The following is a 21,095-nucleotide window of genomic DNA, read 5'->3' as shown; positions in this document are numbered from 1 at the left end:
GGGCCTCCTAACCTCTCAAATCGTCTAAAAGCTGCGTTTTTTCTGCTGTTTTCTCGTCTTTGTTCTTGACGATACGCGCGGGACTACCGGCGACGACTACGCCAGGCGGCACATCTTCAGTGACCACGGCACCGGCGGCAACCACAGCGCCCTCTCCGACGCGTACGCCTTCGAGTACCACAGCGCCGGCGCCAATGAGGACGCCGTCTTCGATAATAACCGGTGTCTTGCTCGGTGGTTCGAGAACACCGGCGATAACGGCACAGGCGCCGAGGTGGACATTTTTCCCCAGAGTGCCTCTGGCGCCGACGACGGCATTCATATCGACCATGGTGTTTTCCCCGATGACAGCGCCGATATTGACGACGGCGCCCATCATAATGACAGCGTTTTTATCGATGCGCACGCGGTCGCGGATAATGGCGCCGGGCTCAATGCGCGCTTGAACGGCACGGGTATCGAGCAGTGGGATGGCGCTGTTGCGTCGGTCGTATTCGCGGTGCACATCGTTTACTGTACCGGCGTTTGCTTTTATAAGCGATTCGACGGCATCGTGCTCGCCGATGAGCACGTAGGAGCCACTGCCGCCGAAGACTTTCACATCAGTGGGAAAGGGCTCCGAGAGCGTGCCGTTGACATAGGCTTTTACAGGGGTAGATTTTTCGGCATCTTTTATAAATTTTGCGATGGCGTAGGCATCGGTTAAAGGGGTGTTTTGCATAGGGCTATCCTTTCGTCGTATCTATAGGTTAGAGGGTTTGCATGGTGTAAAAACCAGGCGCTTTTGTCTGGAGTTTTGAACCGGCGCTCAGTGCGCCAACGGCGAAGAGTCGGCGAGAAAGTGCTGTGTGCTTCAGCTCGATAACTTCGTCTTCTCCGGCAAAGAGCACCGTGTGTTCGCCGGAGATGGTGCCGCCTCGAACGCTGTGAATGCCGATAGAATCCGGTTGGCGCTTACCGCTTTCAGGCGTTCTGCCATATTGGCGCTGTATCGCGTTGGGCAAAGCCGCTTCAATGGTCTTTACAAGGGTTTCAGCAGTGCCGCTAGGCGCGTCGACCTTGCGGTTATGGTGTTTTTCAATGACTTCGATGTCAAAGGTATCGCCCAGTTCCGCAGCGGCGACGGCGAGAAGTTTATTTAACAAGTGGACGCCGATAGAGGTGTTGCTCGATAAAAGCAGTGGAAAGTTTTTAGCGGCGGCGTTCATTTTTTCGCGTTGTGCCGGCGTATGGCCGGTGGTGGCGATGAGCGTCGGTACTCGGTGCGCAGTGGCGTAGGCGAGAATGTCGTCGAGGTTTTCAGGATGTGAAAAGTCGATGAGCAGGTCGGCGCGCGTTTGGAGGCCAATGAGCGATGTAACCAAAGGGCAAGGGGCGGACTCAGCTGTTGTAAGCGGCGAAACGCCGTAAAGGAGTTCCCATTCCTCCGAGTTCAACAGTTCTTTTGCAATCAGTTGCCCCATAACGCCGTTGTACCCGTATAAGATGACTGTCTTTTTCATATCTGTGCCTCCTTGAGCAGACCAAACGCTGTCAGCGCCTTTACAACGGTGGGTTCATGTGCCGCCGATAGCGGTGTCAGTGGCAGTCTTAGCACACCAGAATCCATGCCGAGGTGTTTCATGGCAAACTTCACGGGGATGGGGTTGGTTTCCACAAAGAGCGCGTTGACGACGCCGTTGAGTCGGAGTTGCAGGTATCTGGCACGCGCTACTTCTCCTGAGAGATACGCCGACACGAGATCGTGTGTTTCCCGTGGCAATAGGTTAGCCACTACGGAGATGACGCCTTTTCCACCGAGGGAGAGTACGGGAACGATGCTGTCGTCGTTGCCGGAGTAGACGGCAAACCCATCGGGACAGCGGCGAAGAATTTCCGCCACCTGTGCGATATCGCCACTGGCTTCTTTAACGCCGACCACTGTGGGAAGCGCCGCCAAGGCAGCTACCGTTTCCGGCAACATGTTCAGCCCCGTTCGACTGGGGACGTTGTACGCGATAATCGGACAGTTGACTGCCTCGGCTATAGCCGCGTAGTGGGCGTAGATGCCGGCCTGCGTCCCCTTGTTGTAATAGGGGGTGACCACCAGGAGCGCGTCGACGCCTGCACTTTGAGCAAAACGGCTCATGGCAATGGCCTTGGCGGTGCTGTTGCTCCCAGAACCGGCGATAACAGGGCAGCGGCCTGCAACGGTCTCCACTGCAAATGCAATCAGCGCGCGGTACTCTGTTTCAGACAGTGTGGCGGCTTCACCAGTGGTGCCGGCGACCACGAGGGCGTCGGTGCCGTTTTGAATCTGGAATTCAATTTGCCTGCCGAGGGTTTCAAAGTCGATGCCATCGTTTGCAAACGGTGTGATGATAGCTGTGGCAGAACCTGTAAAGATAGACATAAAGGCCTCCTTTATCGAATCAGTTGTTCGGCAATTTGCACCGCGTTGGTGGCGGCACCTTTGCGAATATTGTCTGCGACAATCCATAGATTGAGGCCGTTTTCGACGCTTTCGTCGCGTCTGAGGCGACCGACGAATACGGCGTCTTTCCCTTCGATTGCGAGGGGTGTCGGGTAAAGATCGTTTTCGGGATCGTCCATGAGGACGACACCTTCTGTGCGTTTAAATACGTCTCGCACCGCTTCGAGGTCAAAGGGCGCCTCCAGTTCGACATTTACTGAAACGCAGTGTCCATAGCGCACCGGGACGCGTACTGTCGTGGCGGTGACTTTCAGTTCGGGGGTGCCTAGGATCTTGCGCGTTTCTTCAATCATCTTCATTTCTTCCTTTGTATAGCCGTTTGGCAGGAAAACATCGATGTGCGGCAAGATGTTATAGGCGATGGGATGCGCATAGGGAGAAGCACCGTCGGATTCAAGGGCCTTTAGACCGGCGACACCGGAGCCCGATACCGACTGATAAGTGTTGTAGACCACTCGGGTTAGACCGAAGGCATCGTTTAGCGCTTTGAGAGGCGCCATGCACTGTATAGTGGAGCAGTTCGGGTTGGCGATGAGGCCGCTGTGTGTATTGAGCGCGTCTCCGTTGACTTCAGGAACGACGAGGGGCACGTCGGGGTGCATGCGCCATGCACTGCTGTTGTCCACAACAACGATGCCTTTTGCTCGTGCAATAGGGGCAAAGACCTCGCTTACAGTGCCGCCTGCGGAAAAGAGGGCGATGTCGATGTCTCGATTGAAGACTTCGAGGGTCAGAGCTTCCACCAAAAGGGGCTCACCGCGAAAACAGATTGTTTCTCCCGCCGATTTTTCTGAGGCGAAGAGCGAGAGCTTGCCTATGGGAAAGCGGCGCTCGTCTAAAACTTTTAAAAAGGTGCGGCCCACCATTCCGGTAGCGCCGACGATGGCGATATGATGCATAGGAACCTCCTAGTTAATAACTGTAATAGCCGTCAAAGACTCGGTGTGCGGTGCCCGCCATGGTGACGCCGGTAGGCGCTAGCTGTATGTCGAGGGCACCGCCGGGCATGGTCACCGTCACTGCGTCTGATGAATAGCCTAGTTTATGGGCGACGACGGCACTGGCACAAGCGCCTGTTCCACAGGCGTCGGTGATACCGACGCCGCGTTCGTAAGTGACGACGTCCAGTGTGTGCGCGTCGACGACTTTGACAAAATTGACATTGATGCGCTCGGGAAAGAGCAGGTGGTGTTCGACGGCGGCACCGACGGTTTTAATGTAATCGGTATCGTGGGCGTCGACGAAGACGACGCTGTGAGCGGTGCCCATAAAGAGTGCTGTCAGACGAATGGTTTCACCTGCCACAGAGAGGGGGCAGTCGATAAACGTCTGCGCCGAATGTGTCGAGGGAATGGCTGAAGGCGTCCAAATAGGCGTGCCCATGTCCACTGACACCGTGTCCTCTGAAAGCAGTTCGACGCGACGGCTACCGCTGTCCGTCTCAATGGTAAAGGTGTCGGTAGAGACGCAGCCGCTCTGTTTCGCAAACTGTGCCAGACAGCGGATGCCGTTGCCGCACATAGGCGCTCTGGAGCCGTCGGCGTTGTAAAACAGCATGGTCACGGGGGCGCACTTGAGCACCATCATACCGTCGGCGCCGACGCCGCGTTTCCTGTGACAGACGGTGCGCGCCAGTGCGCTTAAATCCAGCTTCTGCACATCGGCCCATTTGAAGACGACGAAGTCGTTGCCGAGGCCTTGGTATTTTTCAAAGGGAATAGGGCGCATAAGACCTCCTCTACAAATTGAACCGCTGGGCGATTAACATGACGGCGCGCTGTCTGTCCGCTGCGTCGATGGTGTAGGAGATGCTGATCTCCGAGGTGGTTACTTGCTTAAAGGCGATGTCGTTTTCGGCAAAGAGTTCAAAGATGCTGGCGGCGACACCGGAGTGGTTCATCATGCCGATGCCCACTACAGAAAGTTTGACCTGTCCGTCGTCGATGACGCAAGAGACGCCCTCAATTTTTTGTGCAATGGTGTCTAGCGCCTCTTTGACGAAGCGTTTGTCGTCGGCGGGACAAGTGAAGCTGACGTCTACGGTACCTTGTGAAGGCGCCGTCTGGCTGATCATGTCCACGTTGACGTTTTGGTCTGCGAGGGTGGTAAAAATATTGGCGATATGACGCGCCGTGTAAGGAACATTCCGTATGGCAATCATTAAAATGCCGTCGCCAATGGAGAGTCCTGTAATCCATTTTTCTTCCATTTCAGTTGCCTCCGTAATCAGTGTGCCCACTTCTGTGCCGTGAGCTTTTGCCACATACAGGGGGACACTGTATTTCTTGCCGAGCTCAACGGCTCTGGGGTCGAGTACCCCGGCGCCGAGGCTGGCCATTTCCAACATTTCTTCGTAAGAGAGGTAATCGAGTTTACGCGCTTTTGGGTAAGCCCGTGGGTCGACACTGTAAATACCGTCGACATCGGTGTAGATTTCACAGGTAAAGCCCAGTGCCGCAGCCAGTGCCACCGCCGTGGTGTCGGAGCCGCCGCGACCGAGAGTCGTGATGTCGCCGTTTGAGTTGATCCCTTGAAAGCCGGCAACCACCACTACGGTACCTTCTGACAGATGGCGCTTGATGCCAGTTGATTCGATGCTGTGGATTTTGTTTTTGTTGTGCGGCCCGAGGGTTTGAATGCCCGCCTGTGCCCCAGTTAGTGAAATCGACGGTTGTCCCAAAGCCTCCAGCGCCATGGAGAGCAAGGCGATGGTCTGCTGTTCGCCGGTGGACATGAGCACGTCCAGCTCTCGGCCACCGGGGTCGCTGACGATGTCCCGTGCGAGGTGTATCAAATGGTCTGTGGTCTTGCCCATGGCGGAAACCACGACGACGAGGTCTTCGCCTTCTGCTTTTCTATCGACGATGCGTTTGGCGATGTCTTTAATTTTCAGTGTGGTGCCGACGGAGGTGCCGCCGTATTTTTGTACAATGCCCATAGGTGCCTCCTTTAGTCGATGTCGCTTAATAGGCAGTCGCCGCGCAATAGGTCGTCGTAAGTTTCGCGTTTTGCAATGCATTGGTGCCGGCCGTCTTTCACCATAACCACGGCGGGTTTAGGGCGCTTGTTGTAGTGGCTGGCCATGCTGTAGGTGTAGGCGCCGGTGCTTCCGACCACCACGAGGTCGCCCGCTTTAACCGGCGGTAGTAGCGTCTCTTTAATGAGGACGTCGCCGGATTCACAGCAACTGCCCGCCAAAGTGACATTTTCAGTGGCAACAGCATCAAAGGCATTTGCCAACGCCGCTTCGTATACAGCGCCGTAAAGCGCCGGACGCAGGTTGTCGGTCATACCGCCGTCGACAAATACATAGCGCTTGCCGCTGTAAGTGGTCTTCACGGCACTGGCGGTATAAAGTGTTACACCGGCATTTGCCACAAGGCTTCTACCGGGCTCTATCAGCAGTTTTTTCAAAGAAAGTTTTCTGGCGGCACACCCTTTTTCTACAGCAGAGAGGAGGGCTGCTGCCGCTGTTTCGAGGTCGAGGGCATCGTCGCCGTCGCTGTAAAAGACGCCGAAACCGCCGCCGATGTTCAGCACTTCCGGCGTCTGGTCGATCCGCGTCGTCACTGTGGCTAGGTAGTCTAGCATGACGTCGACGGCTTTTAAGTAGCTGTCAATATCGAAAATTTGGGAACCGATGTGGCAGTGTAGACCCTTAAACGCGATGTGTGGGTCGCGGTGTAGGGTCTCGATTAAATCGAGTGTCTCCGGTGCGTAGAGGCTTTCGCCGAATTTAGACGAATGCTTGGCCGTTCGAATGTACGCGTGGGTATGAGCTTCAATACCGGGATTGACGCGGAGCAGGACGCTTTGAACGCGGTCTGTCGGCGCCAGTAGAGCCGATAGTCTGCGGTATTCGTCGGCGCTGTCGAGGACAATGGTGCCTACGTCGTGCGTCAGCGCCAGCGTCAGTTCGGCATCGGTTTTAAAGTTGCCGTGAAAATAGACCTGTGACATGGGAAAGCCTGCACTGACCGCCGTGTAGAGTTCGCCGCCGGAGACCACATCTAGTGATAGACCGTATTTTGCCACGAGCTGACACATGGCGCGGGTTAAAAAGGCCTTTGAAGCGTAGAGGACGTCGGTGTCGAAGGCCGGCGAGACAAATGCCGATTTTACCGCTTGCATCTGCGTTTCTATCAGTTGTCTATCCATGATGTAAAGCGGCGTGCCGTACTGATTTGCCAGCGTCGTTACGTCTATGCCGCCTATGGTTAAATGGTGTGCCGCGTCGACGGCCATCGTTCCAAATGTTTTCATATGGTCACCTCATCTGTGTTTTTAGGTATAAAAAAATACAGCTATGAGCAAAAGGTCATAGCTGTACGCAGTTTGTTTTAGGGTGTGACAAGAGCCGCACCACAACGGTACACAAACAAAACGTTCCCTTTCGCCCCGCGCATTATCGCACTCCCGAACACAATTGGGCCATCGTGTTCAGACAGTTCTATATTTATTCAATATAGCCCCAAGAAGGTCGTCCCTTCTTTCGGCAAGTCACCCTTTCGGCTTTACGCCTACTCTTGATCCTTGCAGCCTCAGTAATGCACTGATTGGATATTCGATTTTGTGATTGTAGACAATCTTAACAGCGTCGCCACCAGTTGTCAAGTGGTTCAATTGAAAAACTTTTCTCAAAAGTAACTTTATTGCGAGAGAAAATGCGACAAAATTGACGCATTGAGATATTTGGGTGTCTTTGGAAACAGGTGATTGACAGCAATGCGTTTTTTAAGTAGGGCAAAAAAAGGTTAAAATCTGTTGGTCAACAGAAGCGATACGAGGCCGCTAAAACGCCTCTGTTACACAGGAGAATCGGGTTTGAAAAAGGAGGCCCAAGTTGGTGTTTGTCACACAGAACAAGACGTGGTTTATGTATATGGAAGAGATTTCAAAGGACTTACCAGTGGCTATGGAGAGCACTTTTCATCTGTCTTCAGTATCGGATGACGGCGATACCCCCGAGGCAAATGTCGTTCAAAAATCGCTGGCGTATTACCGCGCGTCAGGGATGCCGACACTGGCTATAGATGCGGCGTTGGTCGCCCATATTCAGGCATTTGTTAAAGATGCGCTTTAGGGGGAGAGAGTCTCAAAGAGTCGGTGGCGGATGGTTTGAAAGTTATCTTTATTTATAAGGTGAAAGAAGAAGGCGTGGTGTCAACCGCGTCTTTTTTGAGTCTGCAATGGGGCCATGTGAAAAAAATCTTGTGCGTTTCGAGAAAAACTTTAAAAAAGTGTAAGATTTTAGAGGGGCTGTTCGTTTATAAAGTAAAGGAAAGGTGAAATCAATGAAAAAGAAACCGTGGCTTGCATTAATTCTTATTGTGGCGATTGCTGTGGCCGCTTTTGTAACGCGACCGTACAACACTGTTGAGTCCAATGCGGCAACGCTCTACTACCAGAGTTATAAGCAAATGTACAGCAGTATTAAAGCGTATGTCGATAGGCTTGAATCGTACAACGCGACAAAAGAAGCGGTTTATCTCAAAGAGGCGAAACTTAAACTTGAACAAATCCGCGACAACATCACTTTGTTTAAACTTGCCAATCAAATTCAGTTCAGAAACACCTATATCAACGAAAGTGTGGAAAAAGCAGACTTCTTTATGGGGGAGAACTTAGTTTACTTTGAGTCGGTCTACTATGACGCTTGGAAAGTGCTCGAAGACTATCCCGATGCCGACGAGGCGGCCTTCGAAGCGTTTGTTGCTTCTAATAAAAAAATTTTAAATGGGTTAACGGCAAAAGTCGTCGGGTACGACGCCAAATCGAAAATTTATCAGGTGAAACTAGACGAGCGTAAATTGCCCATTCTGGAAGAGGGCATTTCGGAGGTGAGGGCTCTTTTGGATTGAGGCGCAAAGCCGTAATTGGGGGGCTATTTTATAGCGGTAGATCTCATCAAACGTATGAAGGCGCAGTGAATTGTGTCTTGGAGCGCTTTCGATGCCATAGGTTAGGAGGTTCTTTAATGATGAAAAAGCGTTTAATCGTTGTCGGTCTTGCAGTGGTGTTTCTTGTTATAGGCATGTTTCTAAAAAGCGATAGGAGCGCCATCGACTTCACTGTGCCAAGTGAAGCGAGCAATCTTATGAACCATGCTTACGGCGGACGCTTTTTAAATATGGGCGACCGCGTTTACTTCTCAATGAAGCTGGTTGTCGATTACAATAAAAGCATTTACCGAAATGGGTTCTACCAAATGAATCGAGACGGCACAGGCATTAAGAAACTGTATGACATAAATGCCCGTCATTTAAGTCATCACAAAGGCACCTTGTATTTTACAGATGTTGAGAACAGCACGATTTGTAAAGTGACCGATATCGGCGGAGAACCTGAGGTCGTTGTGGTTGGAACCCACTATGCCATTGATAAAGGTGGCAATCTTTACTACTCATCTTTTAAAGACAGAAGCTTTATCAGATGTTTGAAGTCAAATGGTCAGACGGTGCAGCTGTACGATGCGTACGCCGTTAACTTTCAAATCGAAGACGGGTTTTTGTATTTCATCCACGGCGAAGACCGCCGTATTTACCGTATGAACTTAAAAACGGGGGTCGTGACACAGTTGACCTCTGAGGGCATGGACAAGTACGCCGCCTATGGGGTACTGGGGAACCGACTGTATTACGTGGCAGAACATTTGTATGAACTCAATTTAGACAGTGGTGAGCGCAGAAAAGTGGTTGAAGACGTCGTCTACGGCTTTACGTTTCACGAAGACGCCCTCTTTTATGTGACACCGGATGAGAAAAACGATGCCTTTTATGTAAAAGTTGTCCCGTTAAACGGACGGGTTCAAACGATTGTCAAAGTCGTCTCTCAGGCGTGGCCTATGTACGTCGGTGGCGACCACCTGTACTTCAGTTGGATCGATTCAGATTCAGAACTTGTCCGTTTGAATTTTGAAGAAAAGGTTGTGGAATCGGTGATTTTACCTGAGGACAGAGAAAGCCCTCTTTATAAACAAAACGCTATTGACTTCTGACTTCAATAGCAAAATTCTTCTGCCCAGTTAAGGGTGCCGAACGCCTCACGCCATTATACGACACCTTTAACAGCACTCAAACAGGGGCAGTACACAGGGCGTTAAATAGACGAAAAGCGTTGAATTGCCGTGTGGCGTATGGTACATTTAAAAGGTAAAGGCATCCGGTAATTACATATTTTCTGACGCTCCAATGAGACGAGAGCACTTTAAAGACGCGCTTGTGAAATCATCTTTCCAAGCATTGAGCCCAAAAACTTAGTGGGCGTTTTGATACGCGTCAAGCGCATCATATGTTCTTAAAACTGAATAAGAGGAGGCTGAGCATGAAACATTACTTTAAAATCGGTCTTGGATTGGCACTTGCCCTACTACTTTCTATTTTGTTTATTCAGCGCAACGAGGGTGTCGTATTAAGCGATGCAGACGTGGAAAACGCGCTGATTTCACTACTCGATGAAACCCAAAAACAGGATGAGAAGGCTCTTGTCCAGACCTTGACGTTGGTCGATTTTAAGCGGTATTCTGATTTAGAGGCGCTGGCTGGCGACGGCCGAACAGCACCTGTTGAACTGGTCGACTATTGTGCCGGAGAAATGCCTCGTGGCGCCGAGGTGATCTTATTTCATGTCGATGTACAGTGCACAGATGCACGCCGAGCACAAGCGATGTACGGTATTGAAGAAGGGATCTGTTCATCGTACGCGGTTATCTCCAAGCGCTGGGGGCATCCGACAGTTGTCCATCAAATGGCGTGGGTTGAGCGAGACAGCAGCAGTTGAGGAACGCCTTTGAAGGGTTGTAAGAGGGAGGCTTCTAGTCGAGCTATTGATTAGAAGCCTTTACTGCTTCAATCAACTTGTCGAGTTTCTCAGATACGCCGGTGTACAGGGTGATGAGAATCGCTGTGAAAATCCCGAAGCAAAGGGGAGCACCTCCAAACGACCAAGCAAAAGTGAAGAACACACTGGTCGCCAGCGCCAAACAGACAAAGCCGAGAATTTGAAAAATTGCTTTCATACACAGTCCTTTCTATAAAAAAATACCAGTTGCTGACAGTGTACCACAGTTTGATAAAATATAAAATATTTACGATTTGATTTCTAGTACTTGTTAAACCATTTTAAAAAGAGCTCGATTGCACGAGTTAACGAACCAGATAGACACTAATTAAAGGAGATACAATCTGTGATAAAGCAAGAGTACATAAGGCAAACGAAAATACCCTTATTGAGTGTCATGGCACTCATCGTTAAAACAGCACCGATGTTGTTTGGATTAAGTCTATTATTGACCTTCTTAGATGGATTAATCGTTCCACTCATGATTGTTTATGTGGCAAAGTTCATTAATGCAGCTTTGACCATGACCAGTGAACACCAAGAGACGTTTAGGCTACTTTTGAGTTCAGTTGTCATCGTGCTTAGTTATGTCTATATACAGTTCAGTAAGCATACAAAGACCCTATTTTTTAGCATGCTTGAAGAGCGATTCAGATATAAACTCAAACCAGAAGTCATTAGGAAGCAATACGCCATTGATTATTCGCTATTTGAGGATGCTACAACTCAAAATCTTATTTATAGAGCGACCACGAATATTGAATCAAAATTAGTGGCTGTGATTCAAACCGTATTCTCTTTTATTCGTATTGGCATTCAAGTGATAAGTACTTTGTATATTCTAGCATTTTTTCTTAAGTGGAAGCTGCTCTTCTTTCTTTTGGTGTTTATGCCGTTGTTGTATATTTCTTTTAGAGGTGGCGTGAACGTATACTCTGAGGAAAAGAAAATCAATTTAATCACTCGGAAGATGAACTATTTATCTGAGATTCTGACGGACAGGGCGTCAAGTGCAGAGCGGAAACTGTTTGGCTTCTCAAATACTATAAACAAACGCTTCGAAGAAGCCCATCTGTATAGATCAAATCATAATACGATTGCCTTAGCAAGAGAGGTATCTAGGAGCAAGTTAATTAATGTTGTTATCAATTTGATGTTGATACCATTGATACTGGTTCTGGCGAGAGAGGTTCAAAACAATCGTTTAAGTGTGGGCTTGTTTACTTCTATATTAGGCAGTTCTATAAGTTTATCTAAGATTATTTCTAGTCAGTTATCAGATTTATTTCTCCAACTTGCTTCACACTCAGAGTATGCAAAGGACTTCAAGGCATTTATGATTTTGGATGAGAACAGTGAAGTTGGAAATCATGATGATGAATGTATTGAGTTTAATAGTCTGGTCATAAAAGATCTGTGGTTTAGATATCAGGGGTCTTCTGACTATGTCTTAAAAGGGGTAAATCTAGCAATCGAAAGTGGAAAATCATATTCTATGGTGGGGGTGAATGGTGCAGGGAAAACAACCCTAATTAAGATTTTAACGGGGCTGTATAGGACGTTTGAGGGACAAATCCTCATTAATAATAAAGACATCAGAACGTATTCATTTAATCAACTGAGAAATATGTTTTCCATAGTATCGCAAGATTATGCAAAATATTTTATATCTGTTAAGGACAACATTTTATTAGGAGATGAGAATAAAGACATTACTAAAATATTGAATGAACTTGAAATGAGTTCTTTTGTGGACCATCTTGAGGAAAAGGAAAATACGGTATTGGGTAAGCTCGATAAATCAGGTGTAGATCTTTCAGGTGGACAATGGCAAAAAGTTGCCATCGCTCGTGCTGTGATGAAGGGCAATCCTTTTATCATTATGGATGAACCGACGTCGAGTTTAAGCCCCAGTGCGGAAAGTAAAATATACGCCAATTTCATAGACATTGCTAAGGATAAGACTATGTTAATGATTAGTCATAGATTGGGGTCGACAAAAATCGCTGATGAAATTATTGTTCTTAATGAGGGTGTTGTTATAGAATGTGATACTCACGAAAATTTGATGAAAGATAAGACGCTGTACTCAGAATTGTTCAATAAGCAAAGTAGGTTGTATGATGAAAAATAAATTCAAGAGAAAATACCTATCAAAGATTCTTAAACACAGCTGGGATGCCAGTCCCAAAACTTTCTTAGCATTGATTGCCATATCGCTGGTGTTCAGTTTGTTAAAGTACTTCGATATAAAGATAATGGAGCTACTCATATCAAGAGTCGTTAACATTTTTGACGGACAGCCAATAAGCGTGTTGTATACACCGATGATTGCTCTGGCGGTTCTGTTGGTTTTAAACCCTGTAGTTGAATTACTGGAGTTCCTTGCTCAAGGTTATTTTTGGAGAAGGGGAAGTGGCCACTTAAAGTCACTTTTCCATAAGAAAGTATCTAAAATGGATTTGGTTGAGTTTGAGGATAACGGGAGATTTGATCAACTCGAGAAGGCCAATATCGGAAATGTGGAAGCCCCTGACGGTATTAGGATTTTGGTACAAGTGATGTTCTTATACATCCCTTTTTTCTTAGTAGTTGTCGTTTACCTATTTACAATCAAACCGCTATTAGTCGCCTTGCTGTTTTCTATTTCTATTCCGTTAGTTGTTACTGAATGGGTCAGGATGAACAGGCACTATGATTTCGAGGACAATAGTGCAAATATCAAAAGAAAAATTGAGTATTATGAGAAATGTATTACTTCAAAAGAAATGTTTAAAGAAACTTTGCAGAATAAATCGTATCCTTTTTTCAATAATCTCATGATTGACGCGTTAAAAACTTTCAGTCGAGCGTTCAAAGTGAGCAAACTCAAAGTATATAAAGTGGAGTTGCTATTAAGCATTTTGAACATCGCGGGGTATATAGGTGTCATCGCATTGTTGGTGAAATACCTTATTGACGGCATCGTTTCAGTTGGTGAGTTTGCAGCAATCTACTATTCGATAGATAGGATTGTGAACATGCTTAATCGACTTATAAGTGATATCGGGGTGGCACTGGTTAATATTTCATCGACGACATTTCTAATAGATTTCCTCGATGAGGATGAAAAAGTGTTGGATGTTTCTGAACTCAGTAAAAACAACGATATCAAATTAAAGAACGTATCTTTTAGGTATCCTAACAGCAACAAGAACGCGGTATCAAACATAAATTTAGAAATAAAGAAGGGCACATCGTTAGCGATAGTTGGTGAGAACGGATCTGGGAAGACAACATTAACAAAACTTATTTTAGGTTTGTATACGCCGACAAAAGGTTGTATTGCAGTTGGAGATAAAAACACCTCTGATTATGCAACATCCAGCAGGTTCCATAATGTCAGCTCTGTTTTCCAAAACTTCATTAAGTATAAATTAGATGTTAAAGACAATGTGACGATTAGTAATCTCCCATCCAACATGCCCCTTGACCAAGTAATGTCTAAAGTCAATTTGCCAACGGAAAAACTTAAGGCCGGTGAGAAGACAATTCTGGCAAAAGAGTTTGGCGGTCAAGAATTATCAGGTGGACAGTGGCAGAGGCTAGCGATTGCAAGAGGTATCTTTAGACCCCATGAGTTGATAGCGCTTGATGAACCCACTTCTGCAATTGATCCAATTGAGGAAGAGCATATCTTCACCATGTTTGATGAAGTTTCTAAGGATAAGACCAGTATTCTAGTGACGCATAGATTGGGTTCTGTTAAGATGGCAGATAGGATTATTGTAATGGATTCTGGAGAAATTGTTGAACAAGGGCGTCATCGTGCGTTAATTGAGGAAAAAGGAAAATACTATGAGTTATTTCAATCACAAGCCAAATGGTATGTAAGGTGATAGGTAGGGGGCGAATACACATCGGTTTTATAAATGCCAATCCATAAATATGTAAAACGACAAAGATTCATGGAGAGAGGATGTAACTGCAAAAAAGGTTAGAAGCCTTCACCGCTTCAATCAACTTGTCGAGTTTCTCAGATATGACAGTGTACCACAGTTTGATAAAATATAAAACATTGGTCATCAAATCGTTACATTATCTTGTAGATGCCTGTAACGGCCTATGGTAAAATAGTCTGCAAGAAGGGAGACATTAAGTGATGACATTTGAAACGATAAAAACAGCCCTAGAGTGGTTGATTATAAAAAAACCGCTTTTTTACAACGCCCCCAACGGTCTTCGATTTGAAATCGGAAACCCGGATCAGGCCATAGAAAACCCAAAGTATTTGAAAGACGCCGTCAATCGTTCGCTGACGTTGTACGAAACCCTGTTCGGCGACGACGACAGCCTTTATTTGATAACGCAGATGCCGGCGAACACGACGCCGGACGCCGTAGAAGCCTGTTTTAAAAAAACATGTGTCCCCTTGGGAACGGAGTTGTTTGAGCACCTTTACGACAGCAGTGAAACAGCAGGCGCCATGTGGCGACTCATTTACGAACTGGACAAAAGGCACTTGGATGCCAAGGCGCTCTTTGAAGGGATTTGCTCAGTGGATTTGGGGGAGGCCTGTGGCATTGATGCCGAAGTGTACCTTGTTAAAAGCGACTTGAGCACCACTCTGCATCTGTACGACGATCGGGGGATGGATGTGGTGGCGAATACCCCGGAAGCCCTTAGGCCACTATACCATCAATACAGCCGGTGGTTGCTGGCTTACGACAGGGATCGAATTGACGCGCAGTTTAGGCGCTAGTATGTATTTAGTAAACAGAGGAGGAGCGTTATGCAGTTACCGGAGAACATTGCGCAGTGCGTACAGGGAATGACCGCTACAGAGGAAGCCATTGGCCGTTCAGAAGCGACAGTCGTTCAGTACCACGATGCGCAGAAAACACTCTACTTAAAAATACAAAAAACCCATCTGGAGTTTACCCGAGAGCAAGCGATTATCCAGTGGCTCGACGGACAACTTCCCGTCCCTAAAATTGTTGCACAAAGCAGTGAAAATGGTAGCGACTACTTGCTGATGACTGCTGTGGACGGCGTCATGGCACACGAGGTTCAAGACGAAGAGGCGATGGTTTTGGCGCTGTCAAACAGTTTAAAGCAATTGTGGCAGGTGCCGGTGGAAGCTTGCCCGTTTGAGCACCGCTTAGCCGATAAGCTGGAATGGGCACGTATTCGCGTGGCACAAGGGCTTGTGGATGTCGAAGACTGGGAGCCTGAGACGCCATTTGATACGCCGGAAGCGTTATTTGAGTACCTCTTTGAGAATCGGCCGGAAGAAATGCCGGTGTTCACCCATGGCGATTTCTGTCTTCCCAATGTGTTTGTTAAAGGTGAGGCCTGTACAGGGGTTATCGACTGGGGGCGCGCGGGAATAGCCGACAAATGGCAGGACATCGCACTGTGTGTGCGCTCGATGCGGCACAATTTCGGAGACGATAGACTGAGCACGCGCTTGTTTGAGCATTTGGGCATTGAGCGAGACGATGAAAAAATCGCCTACTATATTTTATTGGACGAATTGTTTTAAAAGGCGTGATACAATTGATAAAGGGGCATGAAGATGCGGTTAAGCTGGGCAAGGACGCAGCCGTCTTCAGGCCGCTATGCGCCTATTAGACGAAATGGTACGGTCCCTCTCAGTAGAAACGGTTGTACATATATACGATAATCGCTCTGAAAAGAGAATAAGCTGTCTTGAACTTTAAAGGATACCGGGGAGATACCGGTATTTTTTTCTGATTTTTTTACGGCTTCGCAATTTTGTTTTTCGTTCATGAACCCGTCGCTTTTTTTATTGTGTTTACCTTGGTCGTTTGCTTACTTAAGACATTATCACATGTGAATCACACCATATCTTTAAAAAATGTCTTTTCATTTGACAAGAAAAATATATAGTTTAGAATAATATATGTATTAAAACAAATTATATAGGGGTAACTTATGAGAATTAAGCAAAAAAAGAAATGCGTTTCTATGTGTGGTTGTATACAGACAGCAGTGAAAATATCTATAAATCAATTGGCGAGGAAAAAGAAATCATTGGAACGGTAAAAGATTATCTAAATGATAAGATGTCTATAGAAAATAGTGTTCACCAAAAATGGCTTGATTCTTCTTATGACAGTAATTGTTCAAATTGCGAAGTGTTGCCTTTGTGTCATTCTGGTTGTATATATAAAAGATTTGAAACCAATGAACCCAGTCTGTGTATGAATAGAAAAGGAACATTCAAAAAAATACTAAAGATAACACACGAAGAAATTGAACGATCAATTTAAAAGAGGTGAATATGATTCGTTATATTCTAAAGAAGTGCAACAATTGTAAAGGCATGATTGCTATTTTTCTTACAACAAGTATACTGCTTTATGCGCTTGAAATTTTATTTCCAATGGTTTTCTCGAATTTTTTAGATGCCTTTATTTTAGAACCTAATTCCGCGTTAATTAAACAGACGATCTACATGATTGCGCCACTAGCAGTCATCTTTTTGATATGTACCTATGGGAAAGAAATGTATTATACGAAAGCGATGCAAAAAATGCGTTATGACACTCTTAATGAAATAGAATGTCATATAGAAAAAATCCCCTTATGTAAAGTGGAGACATATACCCCTGCTTATTTAAACGAACGTCTAAACAGTGATGTTATATCCATTCTTATGTTTATGTTTACACATTTTATTGAAGCGCTTCTAAAAGGAACTACACTGATTGTCCTTTTTTATCTTATTTTTAGAATACACCCTCATGCACTCGTAGCCGTAATCACGGTTTGTCTTACAAATACATTAGCTGGATTGTACTATCATAAAATGCTCTTTAAAAAAGGGTATACCTACAGAGAAGCCAATACCATTTTTTATGCCACCAACAATGAACGACTCTCCTTTATTAAACAAACCAAAAGACAGGGTTGGCAGGCGGGTATGATTAAGAGAGTAGAAAATGCATTTGAATCACTTTATAAAGCATGCCTAAGTTACACTCGTATTTCATCCGCAATAAAGGTAAGTGGGGCTTCTTCAAAATATATAGGTTTAATCTTAGTAGTAGCTGTTGGCGGACAGTTGGTGGTCACTGGGGAAATGTCCATTGGTGAACTTGTTTTGCTATCCACTTATACCAATCTGTGCATACAACAACTAACATTTTTTTTGTCCCTAAGTCAAAACTTCCAACATGCAAATGTGAGCTATGTGAGATTGCAAGAACTCTTATCAATGCCTAAGGAAACCGTTGGCCATCAGTCTTTAAACGCCATCGATAATATTGAAATTGAAAACTTAAACTATGCATTTGAAAACGACAAAAATTTTTATAATGGACTCACTTGTACTTTAAAAAAAGGATCGATATATGCTTTATCTGGAGATAATGGCTCAGGTAAATCAACTTTCTTAGATATTTTAATCGGACTAAGAAATGAATATACGGGGCGTATTGCCATCAATCAAGTGGATTTACGCGACATTGATACAAGTGCTCTAAGAGAAAAACACATTGCTTTTGTTGAACAAGAAATGATGCTTCTAGACATCACTTTAAAAGAAAACGTGCAGTTTGGGTTATGTCATTATTCCACTGAAGCACTTGAAAATGACATGCATTATTTTGGTATGAAAGACATTTTTTCACGTGAATCAGACACTAAAGTGTCTGGCGGTGAAAAACAAAAGATTTCTATCATTCGAGCTTGTCTTAAAGATTCAGATTTGCTGATTTTAGATGAACCCAACTCCGCATTAGATAAAGAGAGCACCTTACTTTTAAAGGCAAAACTCAAGCAACTTAAGTCCAATAAAATCATTCTACTGATTACCCATAACGATCAATTTGATGATATCATCGACTCTGTAATCACAATATAATCGCTATGAAAAAGCCCATTCTATACTTATAGAGTGGGCTTTTAAAACTTAATGCTGATAGTGCAAAACGCACTTTTTAACCTACTATAGAATCTCTTTCACCCTGCCCACTTGACCGTCCATAAGTCTCACTTTAATCCCATGAGGATGTGTCGGCGCATTGGTCAAAAGGTCTTTCACAACCCCTTCCGTTAAAACACCTGACCGCTGATCTTTCTTTAAAACGATTTTAACTTTTAATCCAGGTTTAATATCACTTCGGTTTTTACCACGACTCATTTGTTGTCCCCTAATCTTCTTTTATGCGTTCGCACGACTTACTTTTCTTATACGACCTTTGATGGCCTTAGTTTGCAATGCCTTGTAAACTTTTTCACCCTTGTGATTCAATATTTCGATAAAAGTAGAAACGTCGACGATGTTAATAATGCCAATATCGTCTGCACAAACGCCTTCAATGCCACATATTGCACCGACCACATCGCCTGCACGCATTTTCGTTTTCTTGCCCGCATTGATATGAAGCTTTAAAATCTCCTCGTCAAGCGCCGCCGATTTGTCAATTTTTTCTGCCTGTTTGGTGGCGAGTTTTTCATTAAAAGCCACTTGACCGTTTGACACGTCACTGAGTGTTGGTGCGACTTTCACCGGTATGTTTTCTGCCATTAACGTTTCAATGGCGTTTAAATATTGCGCCTCATTTGGTGAAACCAATGATATCGCCACGCCTTTACCACCGTTTCGGCCCGTTCTTCCAATTCTGTGTACATAGACTTCAGGCTCTTCAGGCAGTTCGTAGTTGACCACTAGAGAAATGTCTTCTATATCAATGCCCCTTGCCGCCACGTCTGTTGCCACAAGGTATCTAAACTTTCCTTTTCTAAACCGCTGCATGACTTTGGTTCGAGTATCTTGCTTCATACCACCATGCAACTTATTCACAGGGTAGCCTTTCTCATAAAGCACGTTGCAGACGGTATCTACTTCATTTCTCGTGTTGCAGAAAATCATACAGCTGTCAGGATTTTGGACAGTGGTTAAATCCACGAGACGCTTTAATTTTTCATTTTTATGAACCTCATATTGCCATTGCGTAATCTTGGGTTTAACCACTTCATGCGCCATTTCTATCAGTACAGGATTTTTCATCACGCGTTCACAAATCCCCCTAATGCTCTCTGGCATCGTTGCAGACAGAAGTGTCGTCACCACATTTTGAGGTAAAAGCTCGATAATGGCTTCAATCTGCTCTACAAAGCCCATATTGAGCATCTCGTCGGCTTCATCCAGTACAAAATATCGAATATTGGACAAATCCAAAGTGCCTCGACCTAAATGATCCAAAACGCGACCCGGCGTCCCTACTACGGCGTGAACTTTCTCTTTTAAAGCATTTATTTGAGGGCGGATGGGCGTTTTCCCATAGACAGCGACCACTTTCATCCGTTTAAATCGACCAATGTTAAAAAGTTCTTCCTTTACCTGTTCTGCCAGTTCCCTAGTCGGTGTTAAAACCAGCACTTGTGCGTCATGGTCGTCCCAATGGACTTGGTTTAAAATAGGAATACCAAAAGCAGCCATTTTACCACTGCCTGTTTGAGACTTAATCATGAGGTCTTGATTTGCCAAAAGTTTTGGAATAACCGTAACTTGTACTTCAGTGGGGTGATGATAACCCAATAACTTTAATGATTTCAAGAGACTTTTTTCTAAACCCAATGTCTCAAATTTTGTATTTTTCATGTTTACTCTTTTCTTTGATAGACGTTATAAACGACTATTATATCACAGATAAGACGTATAAAGAAGGTTTTCCCATCTGATCTGACCGATAGCCCTGTATTAATTGATTAACCGTTCTAATACTACAGACTAGTGTCCCGTAGCGTTGAGATTTAATTTAAATGTCAGATCGTCTGTAACGAAGAGGCGCCGGCCATAGCGCATCGCTTGTTGAGACGGCGCTTGCATGTGGGACAAACGGTGCTGTGAAAGCGCTTGTCAGCGCGTTTTTAGAAAAAGGGGTTATACAATGAAGACCGTAGAATTTACAGTTCAGGACAGTGCGGGGCTATACGCTCGTCCGGCGTCTATTTTAACAAAGGCAGCGGCAAAGTACACCTCGGCATTCATTTAGGGACGGTTCTTTTGTGCCATCCGGTGCTGTCACAAGCGCTGATAGGCGGTTTGTATCCTACGGCATCGGTGTGTGGCGCCTTTTTTGAAAGTGAAGGGCCCGTAGCAGTAGCCGCTTAGGGGGCATTTGATTAAACCGATTGTTTTCAGCGCTTACACACAATGTAATACGTTTGGAAATGGAAAAAATTAGTTAAATCTGGCACAAAAGAACCGTCCCCAATAGCTGCACCCTGTGAGCTGCTAAAGGTCTTTAATTTTCATTTTGTCGCTTTCGTCCATTGGCGGGCGCTTTTTCTTGAAAAATACGCGACGGATAACAGCGCCGATCAGGACGAAGAAGCCAATGAGGAGTAAAGTGTTTAAGAGTTGGAAGAAAAACGTTATATCCACTGAAAGGGTGCCTAAGGTTATGGTCATCATTGCTACACCTCCTTTTGGGTCTTGTAAGTTTCAATAAGCAGTTTTGCCGTGTTAAAATCCAGTTTGTCTTCTAGCGCCAATTTTTTGATGAGCACAATATAGGAATCGTCGTTTACGCGATCGGTGAGCTTTATTTTTTCAATCAGTCGGTCGAGGCGAAGTCGAACTGTGGGATAGGTTACATCGTAATGATGGGCTGTCTCTTTTAATGAGCCGGAGCATAGCACAAAGGTTTTGATAAAAGCCAGCTCTTCATTTTCTAGCGATTCGAGCCAAGGGGGCAGGGTTGTCATAATACACCTCTTTATTTTAACTTTAATTATATTTAGCTTAACCTTTAATAAAGTTAAAGTC

At 45.5% G+C, this 21,095-nt stretch carries 23 protein-coding genes and 1 riboswitch; of the genes, 11 read left to right on the top strand and 12 right to left on the bottom strand.

What is annotated here, in order from left to right:
* Positions 1–7: 7 nt before the first annotated feature.
* Genes dapD through lysA form a run of 7 tightly spaced genes read right to left on the bottom strand, consistent with a single transcriptional unit; the run spans position 8 to position 6,736 of the window.
* Positions 8–721, bottom strand: a complete 714-nt coding sequence (gene dapD / locus ACR6HW_RS03955; RefSeq protein ID WP_455729867.1) for a 2,3,4,5-tetrahydropyridine-2,6-dicarboxylate N-acetyltransferase — start codon at positions 719–721, stop codon at positions 8–10.
* Positions 722–749: 28 nt separating this feature from the next.
* Positions 750–1,502: a 4-hydroxy-tetrahydrodipicolinate reductase gene (dapB, locus tag ACR6HW_RS03950; RefSeq protein ID WP_455729866.1), complete on the bottom strand. Its 753-nt coding sequence runs from the start codon at positions 1,500–1,502 to the stop codon at positions 750–752.
* The gene (gene dapA, locus ACR6HW_RS03945; RefSeq protein ID WP_455729865.1) at positions 1,499–2,392 is read right to left on the bottom strand and encodes a 4-hydroxy-tetrahydrodipicolinate synthase; all 894 of its coding nucleotides are present in this window, start codon (positions 2,390–2,392) and stop codon (positions 1,499–1,501) included. Before dapA ends, dapB begins: the two co-directional genes overlap by 4 nt.
* An 11-nt stretch (positions 2,393–2,403) precedes the next feature.
* Positions 2,404–3,372 (bottom strand): aspartate-semialdehyde dehydrogenase, encoded by a 969-nt coding sequence (locus tag ACR6HW_RS03940; protein WP_455729864.1) that lies wholly within the window; start codon positions 3,370–3,372, stop codon positions 2,404–2,406.
* Positions 3,373–3,385: 13 nt separating this feature from the next.
* Positions 3,386–4,201 (bottom strand): diaminopimelate epimerase, encoded by an 816-nt coding sequence (gene dapF / locus ACR6HW_RS03935; RefSeq protein WP_455729863.1) that lies wholly within the window; start codon positions 4,199–4,201, stop codon positions 3,386–3,388.
* 10 nt (positions 4,202–4,211) lie between these two features.
* Positions 4,212–5,411 (bottom strand): aspartate kinase, encoded by a 1,200-nt coding sequence (locus tag ACR6HW_RS03930; RefSeq protein WP_455729862.1) that lies wholly within the window; start codon positions 5,409–5,411, stop codon positions 4,212–4,214.
* 11 nt (positions 5,412–5,422) lie between these two features.
* Positions 5,423–6,736, bottom strand: a complete 1,314-nt coding sequence (gene lysA / locus ACR6HW_RS03925; protein ID WP_455729861.1) for a diaminopimelate decarboxylase — start codon at positions 6,734–6,736, stop codon at positions 5,423–5,425.
* Between the two features lie 137 nt (positions 6,737–6,873).
* Positions 6,874–7,026, bottom strand: a riboswitch (Lysine riboswitch).
* 290 nt (positions 7,027–7,316) lie between these two features.
* Between lysA and ACR6HW_RS03920 the strand changes: the two genes are divergently transcribed.
* The 4 genes from ACR6HW_RS03920 to ACR6HW_RS03905 all read left to right on the top strand — a co-directional run bounded on the left by ACR6HW_RS03920 (position 7,317) and on the right by ACR6HW_RS03905 (position 10,252).
* Positions 7,317–7,556, top strand: a complete 240-nt coding sequence (locus ACR6HW_RS03920) for a Maf family protein (protein ID WP_455729860.1) — start codon at positions 7,317–7,319, stop codon at positions 7,554–7,556.
* 211 nt (positions 7,557–7,767) lie between these two features.
* Entirely contained in the window at positions 7,768–8,334 is a 567-nt protein-coding gene (locus ACR6HW_RS03915) for a hypothetical protein (RefSeq protein WP_455729859.1), read from the top strand.
* A gap of 116 nt (positions 8,335–8,450) precedes the next feature.
* A complete protein-coding gene (locus tag ACR6HW_RS03910) occupies positions 8,451–9,470 on the top strand; it encodes a DUF5050 domain-containing protein (RefSeq protein WP_455729858.1) in 1,020 nt (339 codons plus the stop codon).
* A 326-nt stretch (positions 9,471–9,796) separates the two neighbouring features.
* Positions 9,797–10,252, top strand: coding sequence for a hypothetical protein (locus tag ACR6HW_RS03905; protein ID WP_455729857.1), 456 nt, complete (start codon positions 9,797–9,799; stop codon positions 10,250–10,252).
* Positions 10,253–10,295: 43 nt separating this feature from the next.
* Here the strand turns inward: ACR6HW_RS03905 and ACR6HW_RS03900 are convergent, their stop codons facing one another.
* Entirely contained in the window at positions 10,296–10,490 is a 195-nt protein-coding gene (locus ACR6HW_RS03900) for a hypothetical protein (protein ID WP_455729856.1), read from the bottom strand.
* Positions 10,491–10,658: 168 nt separating this feature from the next.
* Between ACR6HW_RS03900 and ACR6HW_RS03895 the strand changes: the two genes are divergently transcribed.
* The 6 genes from ACR6HW_RS03895 to ACR6HW_RS03870 all read left to right on the top strand — a co-directional run bounded on the left by ACR6HW_RS03895 (position 10,659) and on the right by ACR6HW_RS03870 (position 18,182).
* Positions 10,659–12,446: an ATP-binding cassette domain-containing protein gene (locus ACR6HW_RS03895; RefSeq protein WP_455729855.1), complete on the top strand. Its 1,788-nt coding sequence runs from the start codon at positions 10,659–10,661 to the stop codon at positions 12,444–12,446.
* Entirely contained in the window at positions 12,433–14,190 is a 1,758-nt protein-coding gene (locus tag ACR6HW_RS03890; protein WP_455729854.1) for an ABC transporter ATP-binding protein, read from the top strand. Before ACR6HW_RS03895 ends, ACR6HW_RS03890 begins: the two co-directional genes overlap by 14 nt.
* Before the next feature lie 263 nt (positions 14,191–14,453).
* Entirely contained in the window at positions 14,454–15,053 is a 600-nt protein-coding gene (locus ACR6HW_RS03885) for a DUF3885 domain-containing protein (protein WP_455730861.1), read from the top strand.
* A 30-nt stretch (positions 15,054–15,083) separates the two neighbouring features.
* Complete coding sequence (locus ACR6HW_RS03880; RefSeq protein ID WP_455729853.1) at positions 15,084–15,836, top strand: APH(3') family aminoglycoside O-phosphotransferase; 753 nt, start codon at positions 15,084–15,086, stop codon at positions 15,834–15,836.
* A 454-nt stretch (positions 15,837–16,290) separates the two neighbouring features.
* On the top strand, positions 16,291–16,587 hold the full coding sequence (locus ACR6HW_RS03875) for an SPASM domain-containing protein (RefSeq protein ID WP_455729852.1): 297 nt from the start codon (positions 16,291–16,293) through the stop codon (positions 16,585–16,587).
* Positions 16,588–16,598: 11 nt separating this feature from the next.
* Positions 16,599–18,182 (top strand): ATP-binding cassette domain-containing protein, encoded by a 1,584-nt coding sequence (locus tag ACR6HW_RS03870; RefSeq protein WP_455729851.1) that lies wholly within the window; start codon positions 16,599–16,601, stop codon positions 18,180–18,182.
* An 84-nt stretch (positions 18,183–18,266) separates the two neighbouring features.
* Here the strand turns inward: ACR6HW_RS03870 and ACR6HW_RS03865 are convergent, their stop codons facing one another.
* Together ACR6HW_RS03865 and ACR6HW_RS03860 are read right to left on the bottom strand one after the other, a co-directional pair.
* Positions 18,267–18,461 carry a YwbE family protein gene (locus ACR6HW_RS03865; protein ID WP_455729850.1) on the bottom strand — a complete coding sequence of 65 codons (195 nt, stop codon included), beginning with the start codon at positions 18,459–18,461 and terminating at the stop codon, positions 18,267–18,269.
* Between the two features lie 21 nt (positions 18,462–18,482).
* Positions 18,483–19,925, bottom strand: a complete 1,443-nt coding sequence (locus ACR6HW_RS03860; protein ID WP_455729849.1) for a DEAD/DEAH box helicase — start codon at positions 19,923–19,925, stop codon at positions 18,483–18,485.
* 289 nt (positions 19,926–20,214) lie between these two features.
* Here ACR6HW_RS03860 and ACR6HW_RS03855 point away from each other — a divergent pair, with 289 nt between their 5' ends.
* The gene (locus tag ACR6HW_RS03855; RefSeq protein ID WP_455729848.1) at positions 20,215–20,319 is read left to right on the top strand and encodes an HPr family phosphocarrier protein; all 105 of its coding nucleotides are present in this window, start codon (positions 20,215–20,217) and stop codon (positions 20,317–20,319) included.
* Positions 20,320–20,561: 242 nt separating this feature from the next.
* On the opposite strand, the gene ACR6HW_RS03850 is transcribed toward ACR6HW_RS03855, so the two are convergent.
* Together ACR6HW_RS03850 and ACR6HW_RS03845 are read right to left on the bottom strand one after the other, a co-directional pair.
* A complete protein-coding gene (locus ACR6HW_RS03850) occupies positions 20,562–20,741 on the bottom strand; it encodes a hypothetical protein (protein ID WP_455729847.1) in 180 nt (59 codons plus the stop codon).
* A 2-nt stretch (positions 20,742–20,743) separates the two neighbouring features.
* On the bottom strand, positions 20,744–21,034 hold the full coding sequence (locus ACR6HW_RS03845) for a DUF2089 family protein (RefSeq protein ID WP_455729846.1): 291 nt from the start codon (positions 21,032–21,034) through the stop codon (positions 20,744–20,746).
* Positions 21,035–21,095 lie beyond the last annotated feature (61 nt).

The sequence above is a fragment of the Fusibacter sp. JL298sf-3 genome (assembly GCF_053842995.1).
The sequence above is the reverse complement of the archived record's forward strand: the minus strand, read 5'-3'. Positions and strand labels throughout refer to the sequence as shown.